This is a genomic window from Bacillus sp. FDAARGOS_1420 (assembly GCF_019344915.1).
Lineage (GTDB): Bacteria > Bacillota > Bacilli > Bacillales > Bacillaceae_G > Bacillus_A > Bacillus_A mycoides.
In genome coordinates, this window is sequence record NZ_JAHWJB010000002.1 from 2,133,337 (window position 1) to 2,154,836 (window position 21,500).

Consider the following 21,500-nt stretch of genomic DNA (forward strand, 5'->3'; position numbering starts at 1 on the left):
CTTTAAACTACTAATCTTTATTCAGTTTTACCATCCTGCACTAGCATTCATACCATTTCCGATAATAGTAAGAAATAGTGGCCACAATACTGGTCCTAGCGTAAGTAGTAAATTTAGAAGTATAAGTAATCTATATACCCCGGGGAAATTTTGATCTTTACGATTTACAAATACTAAAATAACTAATAATATTATGGTCGTTAAAAATAAAAGTAGAGTTAGCAGCCAATACCAAACCATTAAACTGAGACTCCATGGTGTTAATAGCTCGTGTATTATACCAAATATGATTCCTAATACTCCAAAACTAAAGGTAGTAACTGTTGATTTTATAAGCACTATATTTAATGTTTTTTCGTATGTATTTTTACAATATAAATCTATTAAAGTGTATAAAGATAAATATGCCATTAATACCCCTATCCAAGACAATAACCAGTCTCCGCCTCCTCTAAATAACATGAACAGCAACCAACACATCCCTACTGCAGAAAAAGCAAAGGAAATAAGTATGCTTTTCAATACCGGTTTCATTATATTTTCACACCCTTAAAAATAAATTATAAGTTTTTACTAAACTCATGTAATTTTTTATTAACATGCTACCCATTAATCGTTTAGCTCTAACGTATCCTTTTTTCATTCTATATTAATAAAACAAAGATACACTCATGAACAATTAAAGAAGCAATACTCTACAAAGAGTTCCATATAGCTTGTATATTCTTTTTCCATTGGTAGAGATATTAAAAAATTAAGTATACATTAACATGCAATTAAATATAAGTAAATAAAATTAATTTGCAGCTAATTTTATTTACTTATATAATTTTTATATTTAGATTAACTCAGCCCTCTTTTTTATTTTGATATAGCACATTCTGCTATTCATGTCCCCCTTTTCCATCCCGCTCTATCCACCACATAATCTTCTCAATATCTAACTCCGTATACGTCTTTTCACCATATCGGACAGACTCGTATATTGGAATAATGTCTATCGTTCTACAAATTCTTTTCAGCCATTGTTGCATCGTTTCATAGGGCCTTCGCTGTTCGTGAAATGGTAAAGTTCTTTCCCATTCAACTAATGTTTTCCTTATCGTGTCTTTAGGTAACGGCTGTTCAAACTGATGCTTCACTTTCTTGTTCTTTTCGGTTCTATCCGTATTTTCTTTTGTTATCGATTGTTTATCCTGTTCTATTTCTGATTTCGTTACCTTTTTCCTCATTAATTTATAAAAAGCATATAGAATGACCACTGCAATAATCACATAAAAAACGACACTAATCCATGAATTTGAAAGAACAGAAAACACATCAGTCCATGAATTTTTTCGTACAAAAAGTGGAATTTTCCTATCTATTTTTGTTCTTGTATCTACAACTCCTGTTTCTTCATCTATAATTCTTTCAGGTTCATCAAACTGTTCGTCTAAACTAGTAAAATCATAATTTCTTTCCGATATTGTCTCCGTCTTACTAAAAAAACGCTCTTTTACTATGTCCTGTACATGCACAACACCTTGTGATAACGTTATCGCACTAACCGCAAAGAAAAGTATGATTAAAGCTTTTACACTCCACAACTTCACCTTCATATGCCGCTTTTTATTCAACATGACATGAATCCCTTCTTATCATTTAATTACAATCCATTTATTCGTTCTACTGTATTCCCTAGGTGAAGTACCAAGAATTAAAGGAACTGCATCCAATTCCTTACGACGAAATCCTGCTGTATAAAAATAAGAAGATGATACAGGCGTATCTTGATCCGATATTGAGGCAAGTACCTTTAATACATTTTGCAAATGTTTCCGATTATCCCCGTTCTTTACATGTAACAATCCGTTACCTTTCACACTATTAATCCATAACTCAAATGAACAATCTTGCATGAGCAGTTGTTTGCATATGCCTGCGGTTAATTCAATAAGCTCTTCAATATCATTTCGTAAAGAAACGCCACTTTTATTTTGTAAATTGAGATAAATCGCGTATTTATCAGATTGTGTTCGTTCATATTTTTTCGCAGTTATCGTCCCTGTTTTCGCTGTTGCACCCCAATGGATAGAACGAAAATCTTCATTTTCATAAGACTTCACTCCCATTACTTTCGTTTCATCATATAGCGGAGAAGACATCGCTTTTCGAAATCCGCGTGACCATTCTTGTAATTCAGGAACTTGTATTTTCGGAACGGCTGGTAAAACTAAATAGGACGGCGTATCAACTTGTTTATATGTTATATGGTTCGTTATGAATCCAAAGGGATCAGTAATAACAATTTCAACTTCTTCCCATTTCGCAATTCCTCTTTTTAACGCTACAGCTTGCAAATCAAATGAAACTGACTCTCCTCCTTTTAAATTAAAATTCATATAATAATTTGAACCTGTACTATGATTTTTGTTTATTTCATCATGATTCCAAGTTAGCTTATTTTCACATTTAAATCGAAATACGATATTGAAAATAGGAAATATCGACTTGTTTGAAATTTTCATTTTGCACGTGTTCGTTTCACCGATAAATACATTCGAATTTCCTTGACTGTATTCCCATTCAACACGAGATACTTTACGTATGTATACATGCATAGCACCTATTAAAATTACATACAAAAATACGAGAGATAATATGAGTAGATTACTTGAAAATACACATAAAATAACGGCTACAACTGACATAACTCCAATTACGAAAGGCTCCGCTAACGGTGTATACACAAGCTGTTGATTCATCGTACATTCTCCACTGGCACACTAATCGTATGAAGAATTTCTTTCATGATTTGTTCTTTTGTCGTTTTCATCTCCCCTTCAATCGTTAACGTTAACCGATGAGCACAAACGGATGCAGCTAGTAGTTTTATATCATCTGGCGTACAATAATCTCTTTCATTTAATATCGCCCGTGCTTGAATCGCTCTCATAAATGCCAATGTGCCCCGAGGACTTACACCAATTTCAATTAGCTCATGCTTACGAGTTGCTTCAATAATTTCAAGAAGATAATCTTGCACATCACTCCCTACTAACACTTCCCTTGCACGTTTTTGTATATTTATTATTTCTTCACTCGAAATAATAGAATGCAGCGTTTCTAATGGATCATTCATTTGGAACCGATTCATCATTTCCTTTTCTGCTTCTCTCGTAGGGTAACCTTGGCGTATAGTAAGTAAAAATCGGTCTAATTGAGCATCAGGTAAAGGAAATGTACCCGCTGACTCGATTGGATTTTGCGTTGCAATAACTAAAAAAGGTTCTGGTAATGAATGTGTCTGCTTCGCAATTGTAACAGTACGTTCTTCCATAACTTCAAGTAACGAAGATTGCGTTCTCGGCACAGCTCGATTAATTTCATCAACTAATACTATATTTGCAAAAATAGGCCCTAACCTCGTTTTAAATTCCGATTCCTTCACATCAAAATATTCGAGTCCAATAACATCTCCAGGCAAAGTATCAGCTGTAAATTGAATTCTTTGGAACTTAGCGTCCACACTTTTCGCCAAACTTTTCGCTAATGTTGTTTTTCCGGTCCCAGGTACATCTTCTAATAAAATATGTCCTCTTGCTATAAGAGCTATTGCTGCGAGTTCAATCGATTCATTTTTCCCTATAATGACCTTTGAAATATTGTTAGTGATTTTCTTTAATATGTTCATATATTTCACTACCACCTTTAAATGTTTTTAAAATTAAGAATATTCATTTTCTGAATTATAACACATTACGTTAGAAGTAAATATATTCCTATCTAAATAAAAAAGATGACCTCAGCCATACGCTAAAGTCATCTTTTTCTACCTAATTATTTTACTAGTTCACCGCTATAAACCTTTATATCAAGCGGAGCATTTAAAAACTGTGATGCTTTACTAACGAAAGATGTGAAGTGTTCACTCGTATTATGACTCGCAACTGCTGCTTCATCTTTCCATACTTCTACCATCGTATAAACACTTTCTTTTTCAGTATCTTTATATAAATCGTAAGATACATTTCCACTTTCTTCTCTTGAACCATGAAGTAATGGCTGAATTTCTTCTAAAAATGATTGTTGTTTTGCTGGATCTACTTGAAATATTGCGTGAATAATAATCATGGTGTTTCCCCTCTCATATCTCACTTATTTCTGTTTTTTTATAAAATTACTTCCACTCAGCAACTTTTTCAATTGGAAGACGTACTGATGGATAACCACTGTCAGCAGCTTTTCCGATTGAAATTAACATAACTGGTACGTGACGCTCTTTGTCTAATCCGAATGCTTCTGCGATTTGGTCTTTTTCAAATCCACCAATTGGGCAAGTGTCATAACCGTGAGCACGTGCTGCTAACATAAATTGCATCGCTACAAGACCACCGTCAATTAGTACAGTATCTTTCATTACTTCTGGTGTAACCATTGAGAAGTAACCTGAAAGTTTTTTCATTTGATCTTCTTTTACTTCAGCTGGCATAAGTCCGCGCTCTACTGCTGTACCGTAAATTTCTTCTGCGTTATCAAAGTTGTTTAAGTCACCAAATACAGCAATCATCGCTGAAGATGTTTCTACTTGAGATTGATTGAATTTCGCTAGTGGCGCAAGTGTTGCTTTTGCTTCGTCGCTTTCAATAACAAGGAATCTCCATGGTTGCATGTTTACTGAAGATGGTGCAAGTGTTGCTTCTGTAAGAATTTCAGTCATTTCTTCTTTGCTAATTTTCACTGAAGGATCGTACTTACGGATTGAACGGCGTCCTGTTAAAATTTCGTTAAAATCATTTGTTTTTACTGAGTTAGTCATAGTTGTATTCTCCCTTTTTTAAAGTTCTTTTATATTTTCTTGAATGCGGTCTAACATCGTTAAAAGATTGTCGCGTTCTTCTTCACTTAATCCTTTAAATGCTGAAGTAGCGAAACGCTCTTTTTCCTCTTGATACACTTGAATTTTATTTCGCCCCTCTTCTGTAAGAGACACTAACGTAATTCTGTTATCATCTGGATTTTTACGTCTTGTAATCATTCCGTTTGCTTCCAGCTGTTTTAAATGCCTCGTAATCGCGGCATTATCAATATTTACTTCTTGCTGAAGTGCTTTTTGACTAATTTCATCTACTTCAAATAACTGAAGTATAAGCTCTAATCGAGACTGACTCATACCCGTACACCCTTCAAATTTCGAACTTACTTCTTTGTTGAGAAAGTGTAATTTATATAAAATTATTGCTTCTTTTGAGCATGAACTTGTCAAATTACCCCTCCTTTACATGCAAAACAAAAACGTTTGATGCATCAATAGTTGATATGTCAATTAATATAATCTATATCGATTTAGAATGCAAGCATTTTGTTTACATTTTTATTTTTCCAAATTAAGGCGCTTTGTCGCGTTACAAAAAATGGAAATTACATTATAATAGTACTAATTTAAATGACTGGAGAGTGATTGTAATGCGGCAATACACAAATAGAAATGAGGAAATAAAAATGGAAAATGAAATGAGGATATTCACATATGACAACAATAAATATAGGGATTGTCGCGCACGTAGATGCTGGCAAGACGAGTTTGACTGAGCGTATTCTTTATGAAACGAATGTGATTAAAGAAGTTGGCCGAGTAGATAGTGGCAATACGCAAACTGACTCAATGGAATTAGAAAGACAACGCGGAATTACGATTAAAGCATCTGTCGTTTCTTTCTTTATTGATGATTTAAAAGTAAATGTTATTGATACACCTGGACATGCTGATTTTATCGCTGAAGTGGAGCGATCATTCCGTGTTTTAGACGGTGCCATTTTAGTTATATCTGCCGTTGAAGGTGTGCAAGCACAAACAAAGATTTTAATGCGGACATTACAGAAATTAAACATACCTACTATATTATTTGTTAATAAAGTAGACCGTAGTGGCGCAAATACTGAAAAAGTTGTGAAACAAATAAAAGCAATCCTTTCAAATGACGCATTCCCCTTCTACTCTGTAGAGAACGAAGGAACAAAGAAAGCTCATATTATTGAATATAAATCCTATGACGATTGTATGGAACTGTTAGCACCATTTAACGAATCATTGCTTGAGTCATATGTAAATAACGAAATAATACCGGATGCACTATTAAGAAAAGAACTCGAAAAGCAAATACAGCAAGCAAATGTGTTTCCTATCTTTTTGGGTTCAGCAATGACAGGTATAGGAGTAACTGAATTACTTAATAATATTTCAGCCTTAATTCCAGCTACTAAATCGGTACAAGATGAAACATTATCCGGTGTTGTTTTTAAAATTGAACGTGAATCTTCTGGCGAAAAGATTGCTTACGTAAGACTATTTTCTGGTTGTTTACACGTTAGAAAATATGTTGATATTCAGCGCAGTGAGTCTCTATCACATAAAGAGAAGATTAAAAAAATATGCATATTTCATAATGGAAATGCAGTTCAATCTTCTACTGTTCAAAGCGGAGAGTTTTGCAAAGTATGGGGACTTACGAATATTAAAATTGGTGATATTATCGGTGAACGGACGGATTATATAAAAGATATTCACTTTGCCGAACCGCAAATGGAAGCTGCTATTGAAGCAGTACCTAAAGAGCGAATTCATGATCTATACGCTGCACTTATGGAGCTATGCGAAGAAGATCCGCTCATTAAAGTGTGGAAAGATGATATTCATAATGAACTATATATTCGCCTTTTCGGGGAAGTACAAAAAGAAGTAATTGAAACAACACTTTTTGAGAAATATAATTTGCAGGTTACTTTCTCAAATACGCGGGTTGTATGTATTGAGAAACCAATTGGCATTGGGAATTCTGCTGAATTAATGGGAGAAAAAACGAATCCATTTTACGCGACAATCGGCTTCAAAGTTGAACGTGGTGAACTGAATTCTGGCATAACATATAAGTTAGGTGTTGAGCTTGGATCATTGCCTTTAGCATTTCATAAAGCGATTGAAGATACTGTATTTCAAACGTTAAAACAAGGTTTGTACGGATGGGAAGTTACGGACATTATCGTCACGTTAACACATACTGGTTATGCAAGCCCTGTTACAACAGCAAGTGACTTTAGAAATTTAACACCACTCGTTTTAATGGATGCTTTAAAGCACGCTGAAACATGTGCATTTGAACCAGTAAACGAGTTCGAATTAACTGTACCGGAGCACGCAATTAGTACCGCAATGTATAAGCTTGCTGCTATTCCAGCAACTTTTGCAGAGCCTACGTTGCATAATGATTCTTACCATTTAACAGGATCATTACCTGTTGCAAAAATAGAGGATTTTAAACGAATGCTCCATTCATTTACTGAAGGAGAAGGTATCTTTATAACAAAGCCAACTGGTTTCACAAAGCTGACGGCTCCCTTCCCTACTCGAAAACGTGTTGACTTTAATCCGCTAAATCGGAAAGATTATTTGCTTCATGTTTTGAAGGCTTATTAAATAAAAAAAGAGGTGCCATTCGCACCTCTTTTTTCATGTATTGATAGGTTAGTTTTTCCTAACAACTTCTTTAAGTTTTTCTATTATTTTTGCTATCGCTTCGATCGAATTCTCGGTTTCAAATTCTCCAACATTTACAGAATGGTTAGCGTTTTTGACAACTTCAATCTGTAAATTCGTTTTATGTAACTGATTTATTTGATTTGCATTATATTGATGATCTTTGTCTCCGATTACTAAAAGCCCGTCGTGACGACTATGTAGGATCGAATCAAAAATCGAATCAACAGTTAGTAATGGTGTAAGCAATATCATTTTTGACCGTAAGTATTCTTCTCTCTTTATTAAATCATTCGCAATCGGGATTGTTCCAAGTGATTTTCCTAAAAACATCGAATTGCTATATTGCCCACTTTTTAATACTTCATTCATTATAGGATTAATATCATCCATCATTACTTTCGTTACTTCTTCCATTGGTTTTTCCATTAACTGTCCATCGTAGGAATAATGAATATGTACTACATCTATTTTATTTTCAAGCATAAGCATCGTTGCATAATAGAATAATGGTTTATCATAATTGTAACCGGAACCTGAAAACATAAAGCAAACCGTATTAGAACCTTTTTCGATATGTGTGTAACGAATGACTTTATCGTTTATATGTACCTCTTTTTTAGTCCCTTTCACCGTTTTCCCCTCCAAACACGCTTATTTTTGCAAAACGATATGTTCTGTATGAATTGATATATCCTTTACTTTATCTTTTATAAACGCTGGCTGTAAGTTATACGCATCTAACTCTTCTACCGGCACCCACATAAATAAATACCTTCTACCTTCTTCTTCTAGAATATATTGATCAGCCCCATTTGCAGGTAATTCATGCAATTCTACTTCATAATAAAAACTAATCTCATGAAACTTTCGCTCAGAAAGGGTGAAGAAATTTTCTACTGACCATATTAATCTCTTCACCTCAATAGGAACACCTACTTCTTCTGCAAGCTCCCGTTTTAACGCGTCCTCACTATTTTCTAGCATTTTCACTCTTCCGCCTGGTACGTACCAAAAATCTTCACCGTCACCTTGCAGAATGAGTATTTTATTATCATGTTTACAAATTGCTCCGACTCGGTAATTAAAACATGTTTCCTCTACTTTAAACGTAAGATCCACAACAAACCCCTCCAATGTATGATTACAAAACTATTATGTATGTGCTGTACAAATAAGATTACTAAATTTTTCTATTTCATTCAATAATTTTCGAACTTTCCGAAAACTACACTTACCTTTTTGTCATTACAGGTATTTATACATATGTTACAATCACAATGCATACTAGAAAAGCAATATGGGGGTACGAATGGAAACGTTATTAATCCAGCAAACTGAGAAATCAAATAAGTTTTGGAAAATCGTTGTGAAAGATAGAGACTACGTTGTGTTTTACGGAAAAATCGGCACAGCTGGTAGTGTGAAAGCGAAAGAGTTTGAAACAGAAGAAGAATGCATAAAAGAAGTTAACAAACTAATCGCTTCCAAACGAAAAAAAGGATATACCGACCCTATTCTAGGGGAAGATTACATAAAAGAAAAAACGATAACAGAAGAAAATTTTTGGGAACTACTTGCTCGTGCAAAATCGAAAGGCGAAGACCAAGAAGAACAAATAGAATGGCTCACTTCTCACCTCGCTAAACGTACAGTACATGAAATTGTAGCTTTTGACACACATATGCACCATATTTTAAAAGCCTCCTATACGTCTCACTTATGGGCAGCTGCATATATAATTATGGGCGGTTGTTCGGATGATAGTTTTGATTACTTCCGCGGGTGGTTATTATATCAAGGAAAAGAAACATACGAAGCGTGTATTGAAGATCCAGAACGGTTAATTCCTGTATTAGAAAATTTGAGTGAGTATGACGTACCAAATATTGAAGAACTTTCATTATACTTTGGATACACTGTATATGCAGAAAAAACCGGGGATGAAAATGATACTTACTTTACACTTTATCATGTCTTATCTAATGAAAAATTCGACGATATAGATATCGAGTTTGGCTGGAATGAAGATGACGAAGACGGTTTGAAAAAGATGTTTCCTAAGTTATGGGAAATATATGGGGAAGAACCAATTGAATGGTAGATAAATATTAGGACTCTGTTTAACCAATAGACAGAGTCCTGTTTTCATAGAATCCTTATTTACACTCTCTTTGTTTCATTCCACTTATCTAACAGCTCCTTTTCTCTTTCAATTGAAATACCTGCTTTTAATTCCCATTCGTCCACACTCTTCATCCACTCATATACATCTGTAACTGTATGTTCTAATTTCCTAAAAGTAAGCCCTTCTTTCACAGCATTATCAATACTTATAGAAAACCCACCTTTCCACGGATCTGTTTCACCTTCTAATGAAAAAGTTTCGGGAAGCCATAATGGCATTTCCGTCCATGGCTGTACTTTATTCTCATTCATAAATGATTCATCGATCCAAACGAATTCAGCATCGCTATTCGTAACCTTTTTACTCATATTTAATAGCTCTTCCATCGTCAGCTCATCTTTCGGACCCGTTACATTAAATGTACCTACTTTATTGTTTTCTGCCATGTTTAGTCCAAAGCTTGCGACGTCTTTTATATCAACGAACTGCACTGGACGGTCTTTCCTTCCTGGAACTAACACTTTTCCTCCCTTTTCTACACGCCCAATCCAGTATGGAAGCCGATCTGTATAATCAAACATTCCTGAAAGAAGTCCTGCTCTTACGTGTAAAACACGACCCGGCCAATACTTCTCTGCTTCTTTTTCACATAATACTTTAAGCGCACCGTAATACTCATAAGGAGATATTTCACCATTCTCTACAGCTTTTACCTTATCACTTGGTGGTTCAGGTAGTAATTTATAATCTTCTTTTATGTGATGCGGGATCCAATCTTTATATACGGAAAGGCTTGAGATGAATGTATAATGCTTTATATTATCTTTAAGTACTTCTCCTACATTCCTAATGTGATGAGGAGAAAATCCACACGTATCTATGACCAAATCCCATTTTCGATTTTCTAAACTTGAAACATCATCATTTCTGTCACCGATTAACTGCTCTATTTCAGGAAAAATCTCATTATTTGTTCCGCGATTAAATAATGTGACTTCATGCCCTCTATTCAAAGCCTCTTCTACGAAAGCCCTTCCTAAAAAACGTGTACCGCCCAGTATTAGAATCTTCATTCTTTTTCCCCCATTCAATCAAGCGCATGATTAAAAACCTTTTCTTTTGTTTAACGATTTTCCCTTGTAAAAAGTTACGGGTATTTTTCATTTTTTTCTATAGTTAATATAAAGTCATCCAAATTTGCAACTTGTGACATAACTTTTTATCGAATTCGACAGTAATGAAGACGATAAAGAGGGGTTGAAAAATATTTCAACTAAGTCATAGTGATAAGTACACATCTACGAAAATACTTATTTATACGAGCAATGCTCCTGTCAATTTGGCAGGAGCATTGTTTTTTCAACCTCTATTTACTTTTATATACTTGAATTGAAATGATCGAAATTAAACTGAGCAACCCCATAAATAAACAAGTCGCGCCTAGAATTGTATAAGAATTTCCGTATCCTTGTAATAAAGCTAAATACGTACTTGTATCCATATGACCGCCCTGCTCTGCAACAGATTCACTTGTTGCCTTACTCCCCATTTCTGGTGCATTTATTAGTACATACACACCGATAATAGCTACTAAGCTGAAATGATTTCTACAACATTAGACTTTGTCATCATACCCTCACCTTTCAAACAACGTCTTTTATCCATCTAGTGAAATCTCTTTCTATTTCTTACCATTTCTTACTATCTCTTACTATCTCTTACTATCTCTTACTATCTCTTACTATCTCTTACTATACTAGCGAAAAAAGGGATATAATTTAATCCCCTTCTCTATTACTAGAATCAACAATATGAAAATATTCATTCTGTCTATTTCCATTTCATATATAATTAAAATATCCAATATTTGATTAACAAATTATACGTACTTAGGTAGGTGATAAATATTAATAAAAACATAGCTTATCATTCAACATTTTACATTTATTCTCTCACATCGTTCTTTTATATCTTTTTGCTAAACATAGAAAATGGTCGTAGTTATTTGGGGTTCACGATGGTTGTTCCGTTGTTAGCCGTTATTTTATATCAAAAAGCATATAAGAAACAAGAAATTTTCCATACATTTGGCATTTCACGCCCAACATTAAAATCACTAATTTTCTCCATTTTATTCCCACTACTTTTAGGTCTATGTCTCCATTTCTATTTTTATAATATAAAGTTCTTATTTAATCACTGCAATGAATTGGGATTTCTCCTACTCATTGGTCTTACAATTGCAGCTTTGTCTGCATTTTTTGAGGAAATTATTTGGCGCGGGAATCTTCATTACTATTTACGAAAAAAATATTCATTAATACAAACCGCAATAATTACAGCTTCACTTTGGTCTTTATGGCATTTACCAGTAGCACTCTTTTATAAAAACTATGAGTTATGGTTTGTAGGAATATTAAGTTATCTATCGTTATTATTTATATTATCTATAATTTTGACGTACACGAGAGAGTACGGTTGTTCTGTACTACCATCCGCAATTTTACATGGTATGTTTAATGTATTTTTTTTAACAGATGGATTGCAAAACAAGTGGGATGCCCGCCTAATGGAGTTAATTAAATTTATCTTTTTAGCAATTGCACTTTGCATTATGTATCTTATACATCGAAAAGTTAAAAAATAGTTAACAATTAAAAAAAGTGTTTCAGTTTGATGTACCTTAATTAGCTCATTAAGTACTTCAACACCTTTCAATTATTCAATAATCGTATAGGTGTTGAAGTTTTCTAATTTTAATTGAACGACTCCGTTCTCACAGCACTTATTTCAATTATGTAGAACATAGCAAGTTTAACTATTTCTCTTATTGTAACTTTTGTAAAACTTTTAAATAAGGAAATATACACTCTTTGATTAATCTCCATCTATCCTTCGCTTCCGGTATAATCTCAGATGCAATCACCACCACCAATTCCTTCTCCGGAATACAACAAATCATATTCCCACCATCACCCATTGCACAGTATGAAAAGATTCCATCCTCTTCTCGTAACCACCATAAGTAACCATATTGATTTTGATTCATTGTTGTCGATTCTCTTATCCATGATTTTGATAGTATTTGTTTTCCATTATGAATACCTTCATTCAAATACATCTGTCCAAACTTAGCCATATCTCTAGCTGCTAACGTAAGTCCCCATCCGCCAGTTGAAATACCATTTGGATCGTGAACCCATCCCTTTACATCTTTTCCGAATAAGTCATCAAATCCAAATGCTTTCATATTGTAGTTTGGAATTTCTCTTATGCCGATAGGCTGGAATAGATATTCGTTCGCAAACTCACGAGCACTTTTCCCTGTTACACTCGTAATAATTGCTGATAGTACATGTGCGCCTGCCGATGAATATTTAAAAGGTCCAATTTCTCCACCTTTTCCTGCCCTATTTAACGTATACTTCACCCAGTCCATTTGTGTACATAGTTCTTCTAACGGTTCCTGCCAGTCTACATAAGGATATGGAGCTGTCATTGTAAGTAGATGCCGAACTGTTACTTCAGATGCCTTAAGATTATATTCAGGAAAAAACTCTATTACTTTTTGATTAACACTTTTGATATATCCTTTATCTATACATATCCCAATTAACGCAGAGATTATCGTTTTTGTGACCGATGCTACATGACATGCATCATCTGGACCGTAACCATTATAATAATTTTCAAAAACAACATTACCTCTCTGCACTACTAACATACCATTAATATTTTTGTATTCTTCTTTTATAATGCAATCTAACTCTTCAGCAGCTTTCATCGTTCTTCCCCCTTAATCCATGATTAAAAAGGTTCGATAGGTACATATATATCAACTATATGTTTATGTTCGGGATGCTGCCTTGGATCATTTCTATATACTTCGAAAGGATACGAATCTTTCGGTTTATATCCGCTATTTGGAAGCCACTCACCGTATAAGAAATCCCATGCTCCTTTATATTCATCTTGGAATATTTCAAAATGACCTACCGCATACTTGCCTGAAGGTATTACCATTATTCCAATGTCGCTCGTTTCTACTGCGGACTCATCTGGAATTGTTATACATAGACTTGTTCTTAAATGATAGTCCTCAGTAAATTCATGATGATCGTGGTAAATGGTTAATACTTTCGTATCCTCAAATACATGATAGTTTTGCTCCGATGCGTAATGAAATAGTTTTTCTATCATTTTCGGAAAATCTATAGCTAAATCTTTATATGTACCTACATGTCTTATGTATGCGACGTTTACGTTGTCCGCTGTTACAATTTCGACCTCTCCTCGAACCTTCTTACACTCATTGTATTGAGAATCTTCGCTAACGTCTTTGCACTTCTTGCTATTGTGATTTCTATAGTGAGACGGACTTACTCCGTAATAACTTTTAAATGTCCGGGAGAAAACTGCTGAATCTGTGAACCCGAAGTAATACGCAATGTCTGTAATCGTCATATCTGTACGATAAGTAAGAAGGTGTGTTGCCCTCTCTAACTTCAAACGATTCACATACCGAGATAACGGCTCATCCATCATCCCTTTAAAAATTCTATGAAAATGAAATTTTGAGAAGCCTGCCACATTAGCTAAATCTTCAATTGAAAGTGAATCATTTATATGTGATTCTATATAGTCTTGCACTTTATAAATACGTCGTAAATACTCGTTTCTACTTTGAGAACTCTCCATATTTATCCCTCCTCACAACAAAAAGGCTAACTTTACGTCAGCCTACTTTACACATTTTTTAAAAATAAAACTCTACTCCCGCCGTTCCCATCATAATTTGTATGTACGGATACACCATCTATCTCATCATCCCCAGCCTCGATTCGAAAACCGATTTCTTGATGAAACTGTATCAAATTTTTATTAATTGGTGACGTAATTGCTTTTACAACTTTACGGTTATTTGCACGAGCGACATCGAAGAAATAAGAATATAACGTCGATGCGATTCCTTTTCGTCTAAACTTCGGATTTACACCGATAAAATGAACGTACGCTTCATCTTTATGCGTTTGTGAAAAGAAACCACATAGAAAACCTAACGTTTCGCCATCCTCTTCAATGATAAAACTCGTTTCTTGAAAATGGACGAAAAACAACTTCGGCAACATACTAGCCATATCTCTTCCGCCCCACCAATCATTTAATACAGAATGAATATTTACATAATCTTCCCCTTGAATATTTCTTACTCGCATGTATTTCTCCCTCTCACTCACTTCATTTTTTCATATATTTTAATAACCGTTTCGACTAACAGAATGAATACCCAAATACCTGAAAATACAAGAACAGACTGGAATATCGATCCAATTATCATAACACCAACTGCACCTGTTATTGAAAATGATATTCCACCAAGCCCTGGATCCTGTATAAGTGCTCCAGCAGAAAAAACAGTTATAATAGATACTATTAAATAAATAACACTCATTATTTTTAATATTTTTATAGAAAGATACGAGGTTTGTTCTTGCTCCACTTGTGATAATTCGATTTCCCCGCTCGCAATTCCTTTTTGTAGACAATCTTCACACAAAAATTCTTCATTTATTTTTTTACCACCATGTATTGTACCCGTTATTTCTTTACACCTTGAACACTTTCGATTTATCATTTTGATATCACTCCAATCAACTATGATTATCTTAATATAATTCGACATTTACCTTATTATCCCTTTTATGTATTTTATAGAGAAAAGTCGTGTTTTATGATTTCAAAACTCACGTTTGGCTCTAAAAAACGTACCGTTCATTATGTATTAAGACCTAGTTGTTATGCGATTATTTTCCATTCATCTTCTTCAATAATTGCTGTTATCCAAAAAGGAGACCGTTACTTTTTACCTGGTGGCGGTATGGAAGGTAATGAAACAAAAGAAAAATGTTTACATCGTGAACTACTAGAAGAATTAGGATGGGCAATTGAAATTGGTCAATATATCGGTAATGCAGCACGATATTTTTATGCAGAAAAGGAAGATACATATTATTTAAACGATGGGTTCTTTTATAGCGCAAACATGGTGCATCAGCAAATTAATAACTGTGAAGATGATCATGTTTTAAAGTGGATGTCTCCTTTACTTGCTGTAGAGCTTCTCATTCATGATCATCAAAAATGGGCCGTTGAACAAGCGCTTTTATTACGAAATAAAAAAGGATCTCCTTCTATATGAAAGAGATCCTTTTTACTGTTAGCTTACTTTTTTCAAATTGAGAGCTGGCTTTTTGATTCCGCCTTTTTTTACAACATATAAGCCGATAAAGATAATCAGTCCGCCAACGAGTTGCATCATATTAATTTGCTCTCCAATTGTTACTGCCGCAAAGATAACTGCGAAAAGTGGAACAAGATACATGTATACCATTACTTTCGTTGAACCTATTTTACTAATACCGACATACCACATCGCAAGTCCGAAGATTGTCGCAAAGACGATTGAATATGCTAGAGAACCCCAGCTTGGCATGTCTACTGGCCACGTTAAAGAACTTACGTTGAATAAACAGTATATAACGAGAGGTACAATTCCAATTAAAGTAGACCATGATGTGACTCTCATTGCGGAGTATTTTGTAATAAGTGGTTGCGCTAAAATTGGATACCATCCCCACGCAATTGCTGCGACTAATCCAATTACATTTCCGAGCCACGCATACTCGTATGTAGCTCCTCCTGTATGTCCTGTTAATAAAACGAATGCTGCACCAATAAACGCTACTATTGAACCAATTTGTACTTTCATCGAAAAACGCTCTTGTTTGTGTAATACTGCTAATATCCCTGTAAAAATAGGTGACATCGCAATTAATAATGAGGCGTTCGTTGCTGAAGTATATTTTACAGATAGCATAAACATCGTTTGATACATTGCCGTACCAACGATACCGACTGCTACTAATCGTAACCAATCTTTTCTTTCAATACGTAATGAGCGTTCCATTAAAAATGTAATAAGTAATAATACCGGAGATGCTACTAAAAATCGTAAACTATTAAATTGAATGGATGACATATATGCCACGCCATACTTTCCAATTGTATAATTTGCTCCCCATACTAAAGCTACTGATACTAGGAGCCATTCCATTTGCCATCGTTTCATCCGAATCTCCCCTTCCCTATTTAGCATAGTAAAATTGGCTGGATATAACACCGTCCAATTGGCTGTTTTTTTACCCAGCCAATTTGTTATACTTGATGTATATAAGATTTGCGGAGGCGTTTGTATGGAATGGAAGCTAGATAACGACAGTAAAATCCCTATTTATCAGCAAGTTGTTGACTTTATTGAGAAACGTATTACATACGGAGAACTTCCTCCAGGAAGCTTCCTCCCTTCCGAACGGAAATTAGCTACGCAGTTAAATGTAAACCGAAGTACAGTAACGACTGCTTATAATGAACTACGTGCTATGGGAATTGTAGAAAGTACGACCGGTAAAGGTACACGTGTAAGTACACATATGTGGGGTGTTTCTCCAACTTTAACGCCGAACTGGAGAAATTTCGTAGAAGGTGGCACGTTTTTACCAAACTTACCGTTACTTCGCCATATTCGGGCAGAAGTACAGCAAAATGAAAACATTATTGACTTCGCAAACGGGGAGCTCGGTTGTAACCTCTATCCTCACGATCAACTACAAACGATTTTGCGAGAACAACCGTTAACGCAGTCATTAAGTTACGATCATCCCCAGGGGTATCTCCCGCTAAGACAAGCGGTAGTGAAATATATGAAGGAATATTTAAAAGTTGAAGCGACTGAACAATCCATTATGATTACATCTGGTGCACAGCAAGCACTTCACCTTATCGTACAATGTTTATTAAATCCAGGTGACGCAGTCGCTTTCGAAAGCCCTTCTCACTGCTACTCATTACCATTATTCCAATCGGCAGGTATTCGTATTTTCCCATTACCTGTCGATGAACACGGTATTAATCCAGACGATGTGCAGGAATTGTATAGAAAACATCGTATTAAAATGATTTTTTTAAATCCAAATTTCCAAAATCCTACGGGAACGATGCTGCATCCAAACCGTAGAAAAAAATTGTTATCACTTTGCGCAGACTTACGAATTGCGATCGTTGAAGATGATCCGTCTAGTTTACTTACGTTAGAAAAGAAACAACCTTGTCCTACTTTAAAATCGATTGATGAAAATGGAACTGTCATTTATGTACATTCCTTATCTAAAATGATTGCGCCAGGGTTACGAGTTGGCTGGCTTGTCGCTCCGCAGTCTGTCGTAGAGCGATTATCAGATGCGCGTCACCAAATGGAATTAGGAATGAGTATATTCCCGCAGTGGCTTATACAACAATTTTTCGAAACTGTACCATTTCAGTCGCATATCGTACCGTTACGAAAACAATTAGCAAAAAAAAGAGACATTATCGTCCGTGCCCTAAACGAGCAACTTCATGATAAAATCTCTTTTGCAAACCCAACTGGCGGTATATACATATGGGGAAAATTAAACGAACCGATAAACGAAAAACAACTCATAATGCAAAGCTTAAAACAAGAAATTGCCTTTATGCCAGGCAGTATTTTCGGCGCGAAAGATGGTTATATACGTTTGTCTTATGGAAAAGTAAGTATTGATCAAATTGAGGAGGGAATTTCTCGTTTGCGTGAGGCTATTTTGGTTTGTGGGAAATAACATTATGTAAAGAAGTCTCGTTTGACAAAAGCAAAATCTACCATTATTATCAACACGAACCTATTCATAGGAGTGATAAAATGAAGATCTACGTTGATGCAGATGCTTGTCCTGTAAAAGATGTGATTATTTATGAAGCTACGAATGTGGAAATTCCTGTTACCCTCGTTACTAGCTTTTCTCATTATTCTAATGCGGAACAACCAAAAGGTGTAGAAACAATTTATGTTGATTCTGGAGCAGATGCTGCGGATTATCGGATTATGCAGTTAGCAAAAAAAGAAGATTTAATCGTAACGCAAGATTACGGTCTTGCTTCGCTTGCTTTAGCAAAAGGCTGTATCGTTCTACACCATAAAGGCTATAAGTATACGAATGAAAACATTGAACAATTGTTACAAACACGGTATTTAAGTGCAATGGTTCGAAAAAGCGGTAAGCGTACAAAGGGACCGAAACCATTTACAGCAGAAGATAAAGAGAAGTTTAGAGTGCTCTTTAAAAGTATAATTGCACTTTAAAAATGAACCGTCTATTTGCAAGGAAAACTTCGCAAAACAAAGAAGAGAATATCCAAATGAACATTCTCTTCTTGAGGTTTACCTGTTTAAAATGAAGGTAAATTATCTAAGTTATTTTCCTTTATTCCATCAGGTTCACTACGTATAATATCTCTACCATACTTATGAAATACGTCCACATGAGCTAAATTCCCTGATTTCGCTTCACTAAGAGCTGTAATATAATCTAACTCTCTCCCGCTACTTGTCTTAAAAGCAATTAAATCCCCATCATCGTTTTTACGAACGGCAACAATTTGTTCTGCTCCTGAATTGACTTCATTGTCTACTTCAAATTGAGCTTGCTCTTCTCCTTGATGTAAGTAATCATTATAAACTTTTTCAAAGTCTTTTTTGTCCATAAATTTCACCTCCAACACATTTTATTAGTATGTTTGGAAGGTATTAGTTTTATGTACTTTTCTCTTAACAAAATGTATTTTTATTTATTATAAGTTTTGAATCATATATTCTAATTCAAATGCTTTTTTAATACCTACGCAAATCCTTCAAAGTCTCCAATATATCATCTGTAAAGGCTGTACTACCCTCTGTCTCTAAAACTCTAAAATAAAAACTTCTTAAGAAAGTTCTAATATTTTGTACTAAAATAGCTTGCTGAGGATGTCGGATGTCTTCAACAGTTGCTATACTATGTAGCCAGTTGCTCCACTCTTCTTCAGTTAAAAGATTTTGATTACGTAACGACATAATTGGCGTTACTAATCTCTCATCCTCAAAGTGTATGTATACGTAGTCACTCATACGAACTTTTTGACGAACAGCAGCAAGGATTGCATATGAAAACTCACGATTTTGTATTGTACGTGCTAAAGCATCTAGTGCATCTGCCGCATGTGCAGTAGAATGTGCCCAGCCTTTTCCTTCTACGTAACCCCTTACATCTTCTTCTAAATATACATATTCCAGAACTTGTTCTGCTACACTATACAGTTGTTCTTCAGATAACAGTGGTTCTCTTTCATGAACAGATAAAATAAGCGGCGGAATTAATACGGAGAACGCACGTTTAAATACAGAGTCTGTGCCCTTTTCACCAATTTTATAAAATAAGTAATCGGGACTAATTGCTTGTAACATTAATCCTCGTAATTCTTTTTGTCTAAACACATCATTTGTAATCCATTTGTGAAGCGTACTATAAATTAAATCATCACGTAATTCAGCATCAGGTGACCCGATATAATCTAGCATCCACTGCGCATATGGATATGCGTCTACGTCTTCTGGTACAGCATAGTTATTATTTTTAATTTGTTGTAATTCTTCTTTTAGTTCTAGTACTTCTGTCATTTTTTTATCCCCTTTAAATTTCTCTTCCTAAACTATTCCCTATTAGTATCTTAAAATTAAATCCATTCTTAATGCAATATAAAATCGAATCGTTAATTATCTTCACTATGTAACAGTTCTTCCAATGTTGTTTTAACTTCTTCTTCTAATTCATTAATCGTTCCGCTATAAAGTGTTCCTATGCTACCACTTTTTCGATATCCTTGGTAATAGTACCAAAGTGAAATAGTACAGACTTCCCATAATTTTGAAGAATCATATTCGAAATTAATCTCTGATCTATATTCATACTCTAAGCAATTATTAGATGTTAGTTCTTCTAATTCATCACCGTCTATATCTCTTTTAATTGACAGCCTCAAATTTAATTTACCATTTTGTGCGAAACGTTCTTCATATATTTTTTGATACTTACTACAAATATCTTCACTTATACTCTCTAGTTCCATTATTTTTTGTTTTAACTGTTCATTTATCTGTTCATTTTTTATTTCTAAATATTGTCCATCCTCCTCTTCATTCACTTTATTATTTTTTTGAAACCATCTAAACAAATGTTCATTCCCCCTATATAAACTGTATTAATGTCTTTTAAATACAACTACCGGATCATCAAAATTACTATTCTGAAAAATAACATTCGCACATTCTTTCGGATTATGCTTATCTATATACATTTTACAAGCCGCATGATATCTGTTTATAAACATTTTCTCTGCTTCTTCATAACTTCCAAAAGCCTCAGTCTCACGCTTTGCACCACGTTTTCTCGCAATCTCAAAATCTGTATCTACAAAAATTTTATAGTCAAATAGATACTCAATTTCTTTTTTCAATAAAAATGTTCCATCTACTATTAGCACCATATTTGGCGGCGCCACTAGCGGCGTATTATGTACAGGGATATCCGTTATTAAGTTATGAGAAATTGTTTCATAGTGCAAATTCCCATTAGGTCCTAAAGGCTTTAATAGCCTTTCTTTGAAAGCCGTATAATCATGCGCATCTTCGTAATACCCTCTTGCAGACTCTTTTCCTTGTGCATAGCGAACCGCTCTCGGATTATGAAAATCGTCAATGCTGGCGCGTGTTACTTGTACTCCTCGTTCTTTTATCTCTTCCGCAAGCTCGTTTGCAAATGTTGTTTTTCCTGAAGCTGTAATACCACTTACTCCAACTCTTGTTGGATAGGTTAAGTTTAGCTTTAAAATATGATCTACAATTTCTTTCATACGTTGTTTTCGGTTCATGATATTTCTCCCCACAATCGGTTTACATAATATTAT

The 21,500-nt window shown here is 34.7% G+C and carries 25 protein-coding genes and 1 pseudogene; 6 read left to right on the top strand and 20 right to left on the bottom strand.

All coding sequences use genetic code 11. The features are described 5' to 3' along the window. Positions 1-27: 27 nt before the first annotated feature. The 7 genes from I6L50_RS21175 to I6L50_RS21205 all read right to left on the bottom strand — a co-directional run bounded on the left by I6L50_RS21175 (position 28) and on the right by I6L50_RS21205 (position 5,248). Positions 28-534 carry a DUF3902 family protein gene (locus I6L50_RS21175; protein ID WP_002127948.1) on the bottom strand — a complete coding sequence of 169 codons (507 nt, stop codon included), beginning with the start codon at positions 532-534 and terminating at the stop codon, positions 28-30. A gap of 350 nt (positions 535-884) precedes the next feature. After that, on the bottom strand, positions 885-1,622 hold the full coding sequence (locus tag I6L50_RS21180; RefSeq protein WP_219302880.1) for a signal peptidase II: 738 nt from the start codon (positions 1,620-1,622) through the stop codon (positions 885-887). An 18-nt stretch (positions 1,623-1,640) separates the two neighbouring features. Next, positions 1,641-2,747, bottom strand: coding sequence for a DUF58 domain-containing protein (locus I6L50_RS21185; RefSeq protein ID WP_219302882.1), 1,107 nt, complete (start codon positions 2,745-2,747; stop codon positions 1,641-1,643). Continuing rightward, a complete protein-coding gene (locus tag I6L50_RS21190; protein ID WP_219302884.1) occupies positions 2,744-3,676 on the bottom strand; it encodes an AAA family ATPase in 933 nt (310 codons plus the stop codon). Before I6L50_RS21190 ends, I6L50_RS21185 begins: the two co-directional genes overlap by 4 nt. A 146-nt stretch (positions 3,677-3,822) precedes the next feature. Continuing rightward, the gene (locus tag I6L50_RS21195) at positions 3,823-4,116 is read right to left on the bottom strand and encodes a putative quinol monooxygenase (RefSeq protein ID WP_000583821.1); all 294 of its coding nucleotides are present in this window, start codon (positions 4,114-4,116) and stop codon (positions 3,823-3,825) included. A 46-nt stretch (positions 4,117-4,162) separates the two neighbouring features. Then, on the bottom strand, positions 4,163-4,801 hold the full coding sequence (locus I6L50_RS21200) for a nitroreductase family protein (RefSeq protein ID WP_000185377.1): 639 nt from the start codon (positions 4,799-4,801) through the stop codon (positions 4,163-4,165). An 18-nt stretch (positions 4,802-4,819) separates the two neighbouring features. Beyond that, entirely contained in the window at positions 4,820-5,248 is a 429-nt protein-coding gene (locus tag I6L50_RS21205; RefSeq protein ID WP_000204160.1) for a MarR family winged helix-turn-helix transcriptional regulator, read from the bottom strand. Positions 5,249-5,512: 264 nt separating this feature from the next. Here I6L50_RS21205 and I6L50_RS21210 point away from each other — a divergent pair, with 264 nt between their 5' ends. Next, positions 5,513-7,456, top strand: a complete 1,944-nt coding sequence (locus tag I6L50_RS21210; protein ID WP_219302886.1) for an elongation factor G — start codon at positions 5,513-5,515, stop codon at positions 7,454-7,456. A 48-nt stretch (positions 7,457-7,504) separates the two neighbouring features. On the opposite strand, the gene I6L50_RS21215 is transcribed toward I6L50_RS21210, so the two are convergent. Beyond that, positions 7,505-8,149 carry an alpha/beta hydrolase gene (locus tag I6L50_RS21215; protein ID WP_219302888.1) on the bottom strand — a complete coding sequence of 215 codons (645 nt, stop codon included), beginning with the start codon at positions 8,147-8,149 and terminating at the stop codon, positions 7,505-7,507. A 21-nt stretch (positions 8,150-8,170) separates the two neighbouring features. Further along, on the bottom strand, positions 8,171-8,638 hold the full coding sequence (locus I6L50_RS21220) for an NUDIX hydrolase (protein ID WP_219302890.1): 468 nt from the start codon (positions 8,636-8,638) through the stop codon (positions 8,171-8,173). 190 nt (positions 8,639-8,828) lie between these two features. Between I6L50_RS21220 and I6L50_RS21225 the strand changes: the two genes are divergently transcribed. Next, a complete protein-coding gene (locus tag I6L50_RS21225; protein WP_219302892.1) occupies positions 8,829-9,620 on the top strand; it encodes a DUF4240 domain-containing protein in 792 nt (263 codons plus the stop codon). A 59-nt stretch (positions 9,621-9,679) separates the two neighbouring features. Here the strand turns inward: I6L50_RS21225 and I6L50_RS21230 are convergent, their stop codons facing one another. Beyond that, complete coding sequence (locus tag I6L50_RS21230; protein WP_219302894.1) at positions 9,680-10,717, bottom strand: SDR family oxidoreductase; 1,038 nt, start codon at positions 10,715-10,717, stop codon at positions 9,680-9,682. A gap of 293 nt (positions 10,718-11,010) precedes the next feature. Further along, positions 11,011-11,309 (bottom strand): annotated as a pseudogene (locus I6L50_RS21235) (hypothetical protein). A 232-nt stretch (positions 11,310-11,541) separates the two neighbouring features. On the opposite strand from I6L50_RS21235, the gene I6L50_RS21240 reads away from it, so the two are divergent. Continuing rightward, positions 11,542-12,291, top strand: coding sequence for a CPBP family intramembrane glutamic endopeptidase (locus I6L50_RS21240; RefSeq protein WP_219302896.1), 750 nt, complete (start codon positions 11,542-11,544; stop codon positions 12,289-12,291). A gap of 180 nt (positions 12,292-12,471) precedes the next feature. Here I6L50_RS21240 and I6L50_RS21245 read toward each other — a convergent pair whose 3' ends face one another. The 4 genes from I6L50_RS21245 to I6L50_RS21260 are packed head-to-tail and all read right to left on the bottom strand — an operon-like array spanning position 12,472 to position 15,279. Then, a complete protein-coding gene (locus I6L50_RS21245) occupies positions 12,472-13,428 on the bottom strand; it encodes a serine hydrolase domain-containing protein (protein WP_219302898.1) in 957 nt (318 codons plus the stop codon). A 23-nt stretch (positions 13,429-13,451) separates the two neighbouring features. Then, positions 13,452-14,342, bottom strand: a complete 891-nt coding sequence (locus tag I6L50_RS21250) for an AraC family transcriptional regulator (RefSeq protein WP_219302900.1) — start codon at positions 14,340-14,342, stop codon at positions 13,452-13,454. Positions 14,343-14,389: 47 nt separating this feature from the next. Beyond that, positions 14,390-14,860 carry a GNAT family N-acetyltransferase gene (locus I6L50_RS21255; RefSeq protein WP_219302902.1) on the bottom strand — a complete coding sequence of 157 codons (471 nt, stop codon included), beginning with the start codon at positions 14,858-14,860 and terminating at the stop codon, positions 14,390-14,392. Positions 14,861-14,877: 17 nt separating this feature from the next. Further along, the gene (locus I6L50_RS21260; protein ID WP_219302904.1) at positions 14,878-15,279 is read right to left on the bottom strand and encodes a DUF3980 domain-containing protein; all 402 of its coding nucleotides are present in this window, start codon (positions 15,277-15,279) and stop codon (positions 14,878-14,880) included. Between the two features lie 96 nt (positions 15,280-15,375). On the opposite strand from I6L50_RS21260, the gene I6L50_RS21265 reads away from it, so the two are divergent. Then, positions 15,376-15,843, top strand: coding sequence for an NUDIX hydrolase (locus I6L50_RS21265; protein ID WP_219302906.1), 468 nt, complete (start codon positions 15,376-15,378; stop codon positions 15,841-15,843). Between the two features lie 18 nt (positions 15,844-15,861). Here the strand turns inward: I6L50_RS21265 and I6L50_RS21270 are convergent, their stop codons facing one another. Beyond that, the gene (locus tag I6L50_RS21270) at positions 15,862-16,773 is read right to left on the bottom strand and encodes a DMT family transporter (RefSeq protein WP_219302908.1); all 912 of its coding nucleotides are present in this window, start codon (positions 16,771-16,773) and stop codon (positions 15,862-15,864) included. 124 nt (positions 16,774-16,897) lie between these two features. On the opposite strand from I6L50_RS21270, the gene pdxR reads away from it, so the two are divergent. Continuing rightward, positions 16,898-18,340 (top strand): MocR-like pyridoxine biosynthesis transcription factor PdxR, encoded by a 1,443-nt coding sequence (gene pdxR / locus I6L50_RS21275; RefSeq protein WP_219302910.1) that lies wholly within the window; start codon positions 16,898-16,900, stop codon positions 18,338-18,340. 80 nt (positions 18,341-18,420) lie between these two features. Further along, positions 18,421-18,861 (top strand): YaiI/YqxD family protein, encoded by a 441-nt coding sequence (locus I6L50_RS21280; protein WP_219302912.1) that lies wholly within the window; start codon positions 18,421-18,423, stop codon positions 18,859-18,861. An 86-nt stretch (positions 18,862-18,947) separates the two neighbouring features. Here I6L50_RS21280 and I6L50_RS21285 read toward each other — a convergent pair whose 3' ends face one another. The 4 genes from I6L50_RS21285 to I6L50_RS21300 form a co-directional block, all read right to left on the bottom strand. Next, on the bottom strand, positions 18,948-19,262 hold the full coding sequence (locus tag I6L50_RS21285) for a DUF3892 domain-containing protein (RefSeq protein WP_219302914.1): 315 nt from the start codon (positions 19,260-19,262) through the stop codon (positions 18,948-18,950). Positions 19,263-19,389: 127 nt separating this feature from the next. Continuing rightward, positions 19,390-20,214: a DUF2785 domain-containing protein gene (locus tag I6L50_RS21290; protein WP_219302916.1), complete on the bottom strand. Its 825-nt coding sequence runs from the start codon at positions 20,212-20,214 to the stop codon at positions 19,390-19,392. A gap of 92 nt (positions 20,215-20,306) precedes the next feature. Then, complete coding sequence (locus I6L50_RS21295) at positions 20,307-20,768, bottom strand: hypothetical protein (RefSeq protein ID WP_219302918.1); 462 nt, start codon at positions 20,766-20,768, stop codon at positions 20,307-20,309. A gap of 27 nt (positions 20,769-20,795) precedes the next feature. Then, positions 20,796-21,464, bottom strand: coding sequence for a nucleoside/nucleotide kinase family protein (locus I6L50_RS21300; protein WP_219302920.1), 669 nt, complete (start codon positions 21,462-21,464; stop codon positions 20,796-20,798). Positions 21,465-21,500: the final 36 nt, after the last annotated feature.

What these genes read in the sequence shown, in the direction of transcription:
- I6L50_RS21175 (WP_002127948.1), bottom strand. Translation starts at nt 534, where the DNA reads ATGAAACCGGTATTGAAAAGCATACTTATTTCCTTTGCTTTTTCTGCA.
- I6L50_RS21180 (WP_219302880.1), bottom strand. Translation starts at nt 1,622, where the DNA reads ATGTTGAATAAAAAGCGGCATATGAAGGTGAAGTTGTGGAGTGTAAAA.
- I6L50_RS21185 (WP_219302882.1), bottom strand. Translation starts at nt 2,747, where the DNA reads ATGAATCAACAGCTTGTGTATACACCGTTAGCGGAGCCTTTCGTAATT.
- I6L50_RS21190 (WP_219302884.1), bottom strand. Translation starts at nt 3,676, where the DNA reads ATGAACATATTAAAGAAAATCACTAACAATATTTCAAAGGTCATTATA.
- I6L50_RS21195 (WP_000583821.1), bottom strand. Translation starts at nt 4,116, where the DNA reads ATGATTATTATTCACGCAATATTTCAAGTAGATCCAGCAAAACAACAA.
- I6L50_RS21200 (WP_000185377.1), bottom strand. Translation starts at nt 4,801, where the DNA reads ATGACTAACTCAGTAAAAACAAATGATTTTAACGAAATTTTAACAGGA.
- I6L50_RS21210 (WP_219302886.1), top strand. Translation starts at nt 5,513, where the DNA reads ATGACAACAATAAATATAGGGATTGTCGCGCACGTAGATGCTGGCAAG.
- I6L50_RS21225 (WP_219302892.1), top strand. Translation starts at nt 8,829, where the DNA reads ATGGAAACGTTATTAATCCAGCAAACTGAGAAATCAAATAAGTTTTGG.
- I6L50_RS21230 (WP_219302894.1), bottom strand. Translation starts at nt 10,717, where the DNA reads ATGAAGATTCTAATACTGGGCGGTACACGTTTTTTAGGAAGGGCTTTC.
- I6L50_RS21245 (WP_219302898.1), bottom strand. Translation starts at nt 13,428, where the DNA reads ATGAAAGCTGCTGAAGAGTTAGATTGCATTATAAAAGAAGAATACAAA.
- I6L50_RS21250 (WP_219302900.1), bottom strand. Translation starts at nt 14,342, where the DNA reads ATGGAGAGTTCTCAAAGTAGAAACGAGTATTTACGACGTATTTATAAA.
- I6L50_RS21255 (WP_219302902.1), bottom strand. Translation starts at nt 14,860, where the DNA reads ATGCGAGTAAGAAATATTCAAGGGGAAGATTATGTAAATATTCATTCT.
- I6L50_RS21260 (WP_219302904.1), bottom strand. Translation starts at nt 15,279, where the DNA reads ATGATAAATCGAAAGTGTTCAAGGTGTAAAGAAATAACGGGTACAATA.
- I6L50_RS21265 (WP_219302906.1), top strand. Translation starts at nt 15,376, where the DNA reads ATGATTTCAAAACTCACGTTTGGCTCTAAAAAACGTACCGTTCATTAT.
- I6L50_RS21270 (WP_219302908.1), bottom strand. Translation starts at nt 16,773, where the DNA reads ATGAAACGATGGCAAATGGAATGGCTCCTAGTATCAGTAGCTTTAGTA.
- pdxR (WP_219302910.1), top strand. Translation starts at nt 16,898, where the DNA reads ATGGAATGGAAGCTAGATAACGACAGTAAAATCCCTATTTATCAGCAA.
- I6L50_RS21280 (WP_219302912.1), top strand. Translation starts at nt 18,421, where the DNA reads ATGAAGATCTACGTTGATGCAGATGCTTGTCCTGTAAAAGATGTGATT.
- I6L50_RS21285 (WP_219302914.1), bottom strand. Translation starts at nt 19,262, where the DNA reads ATGGACAAAAAAGACTTTGAAAAAGTTTATAATGATTACTTACATCAA.
- I6L50_RS21290 (WP_219302916.1), bottom strand. Translation starts at nt 20,214, where the DNA reads ATGACAGAAGTACTAGAACTAAAAGAAGAATTACAACAAATTAAAAAT.
- I6L50_RS21300 (WP_219302920.1), bottom strand. Translation starts at nt 21,464, where the DNA reads ATGAACCGAAAACAACGTATGAAAGAAATTGTAGATCATATTTTAAAG.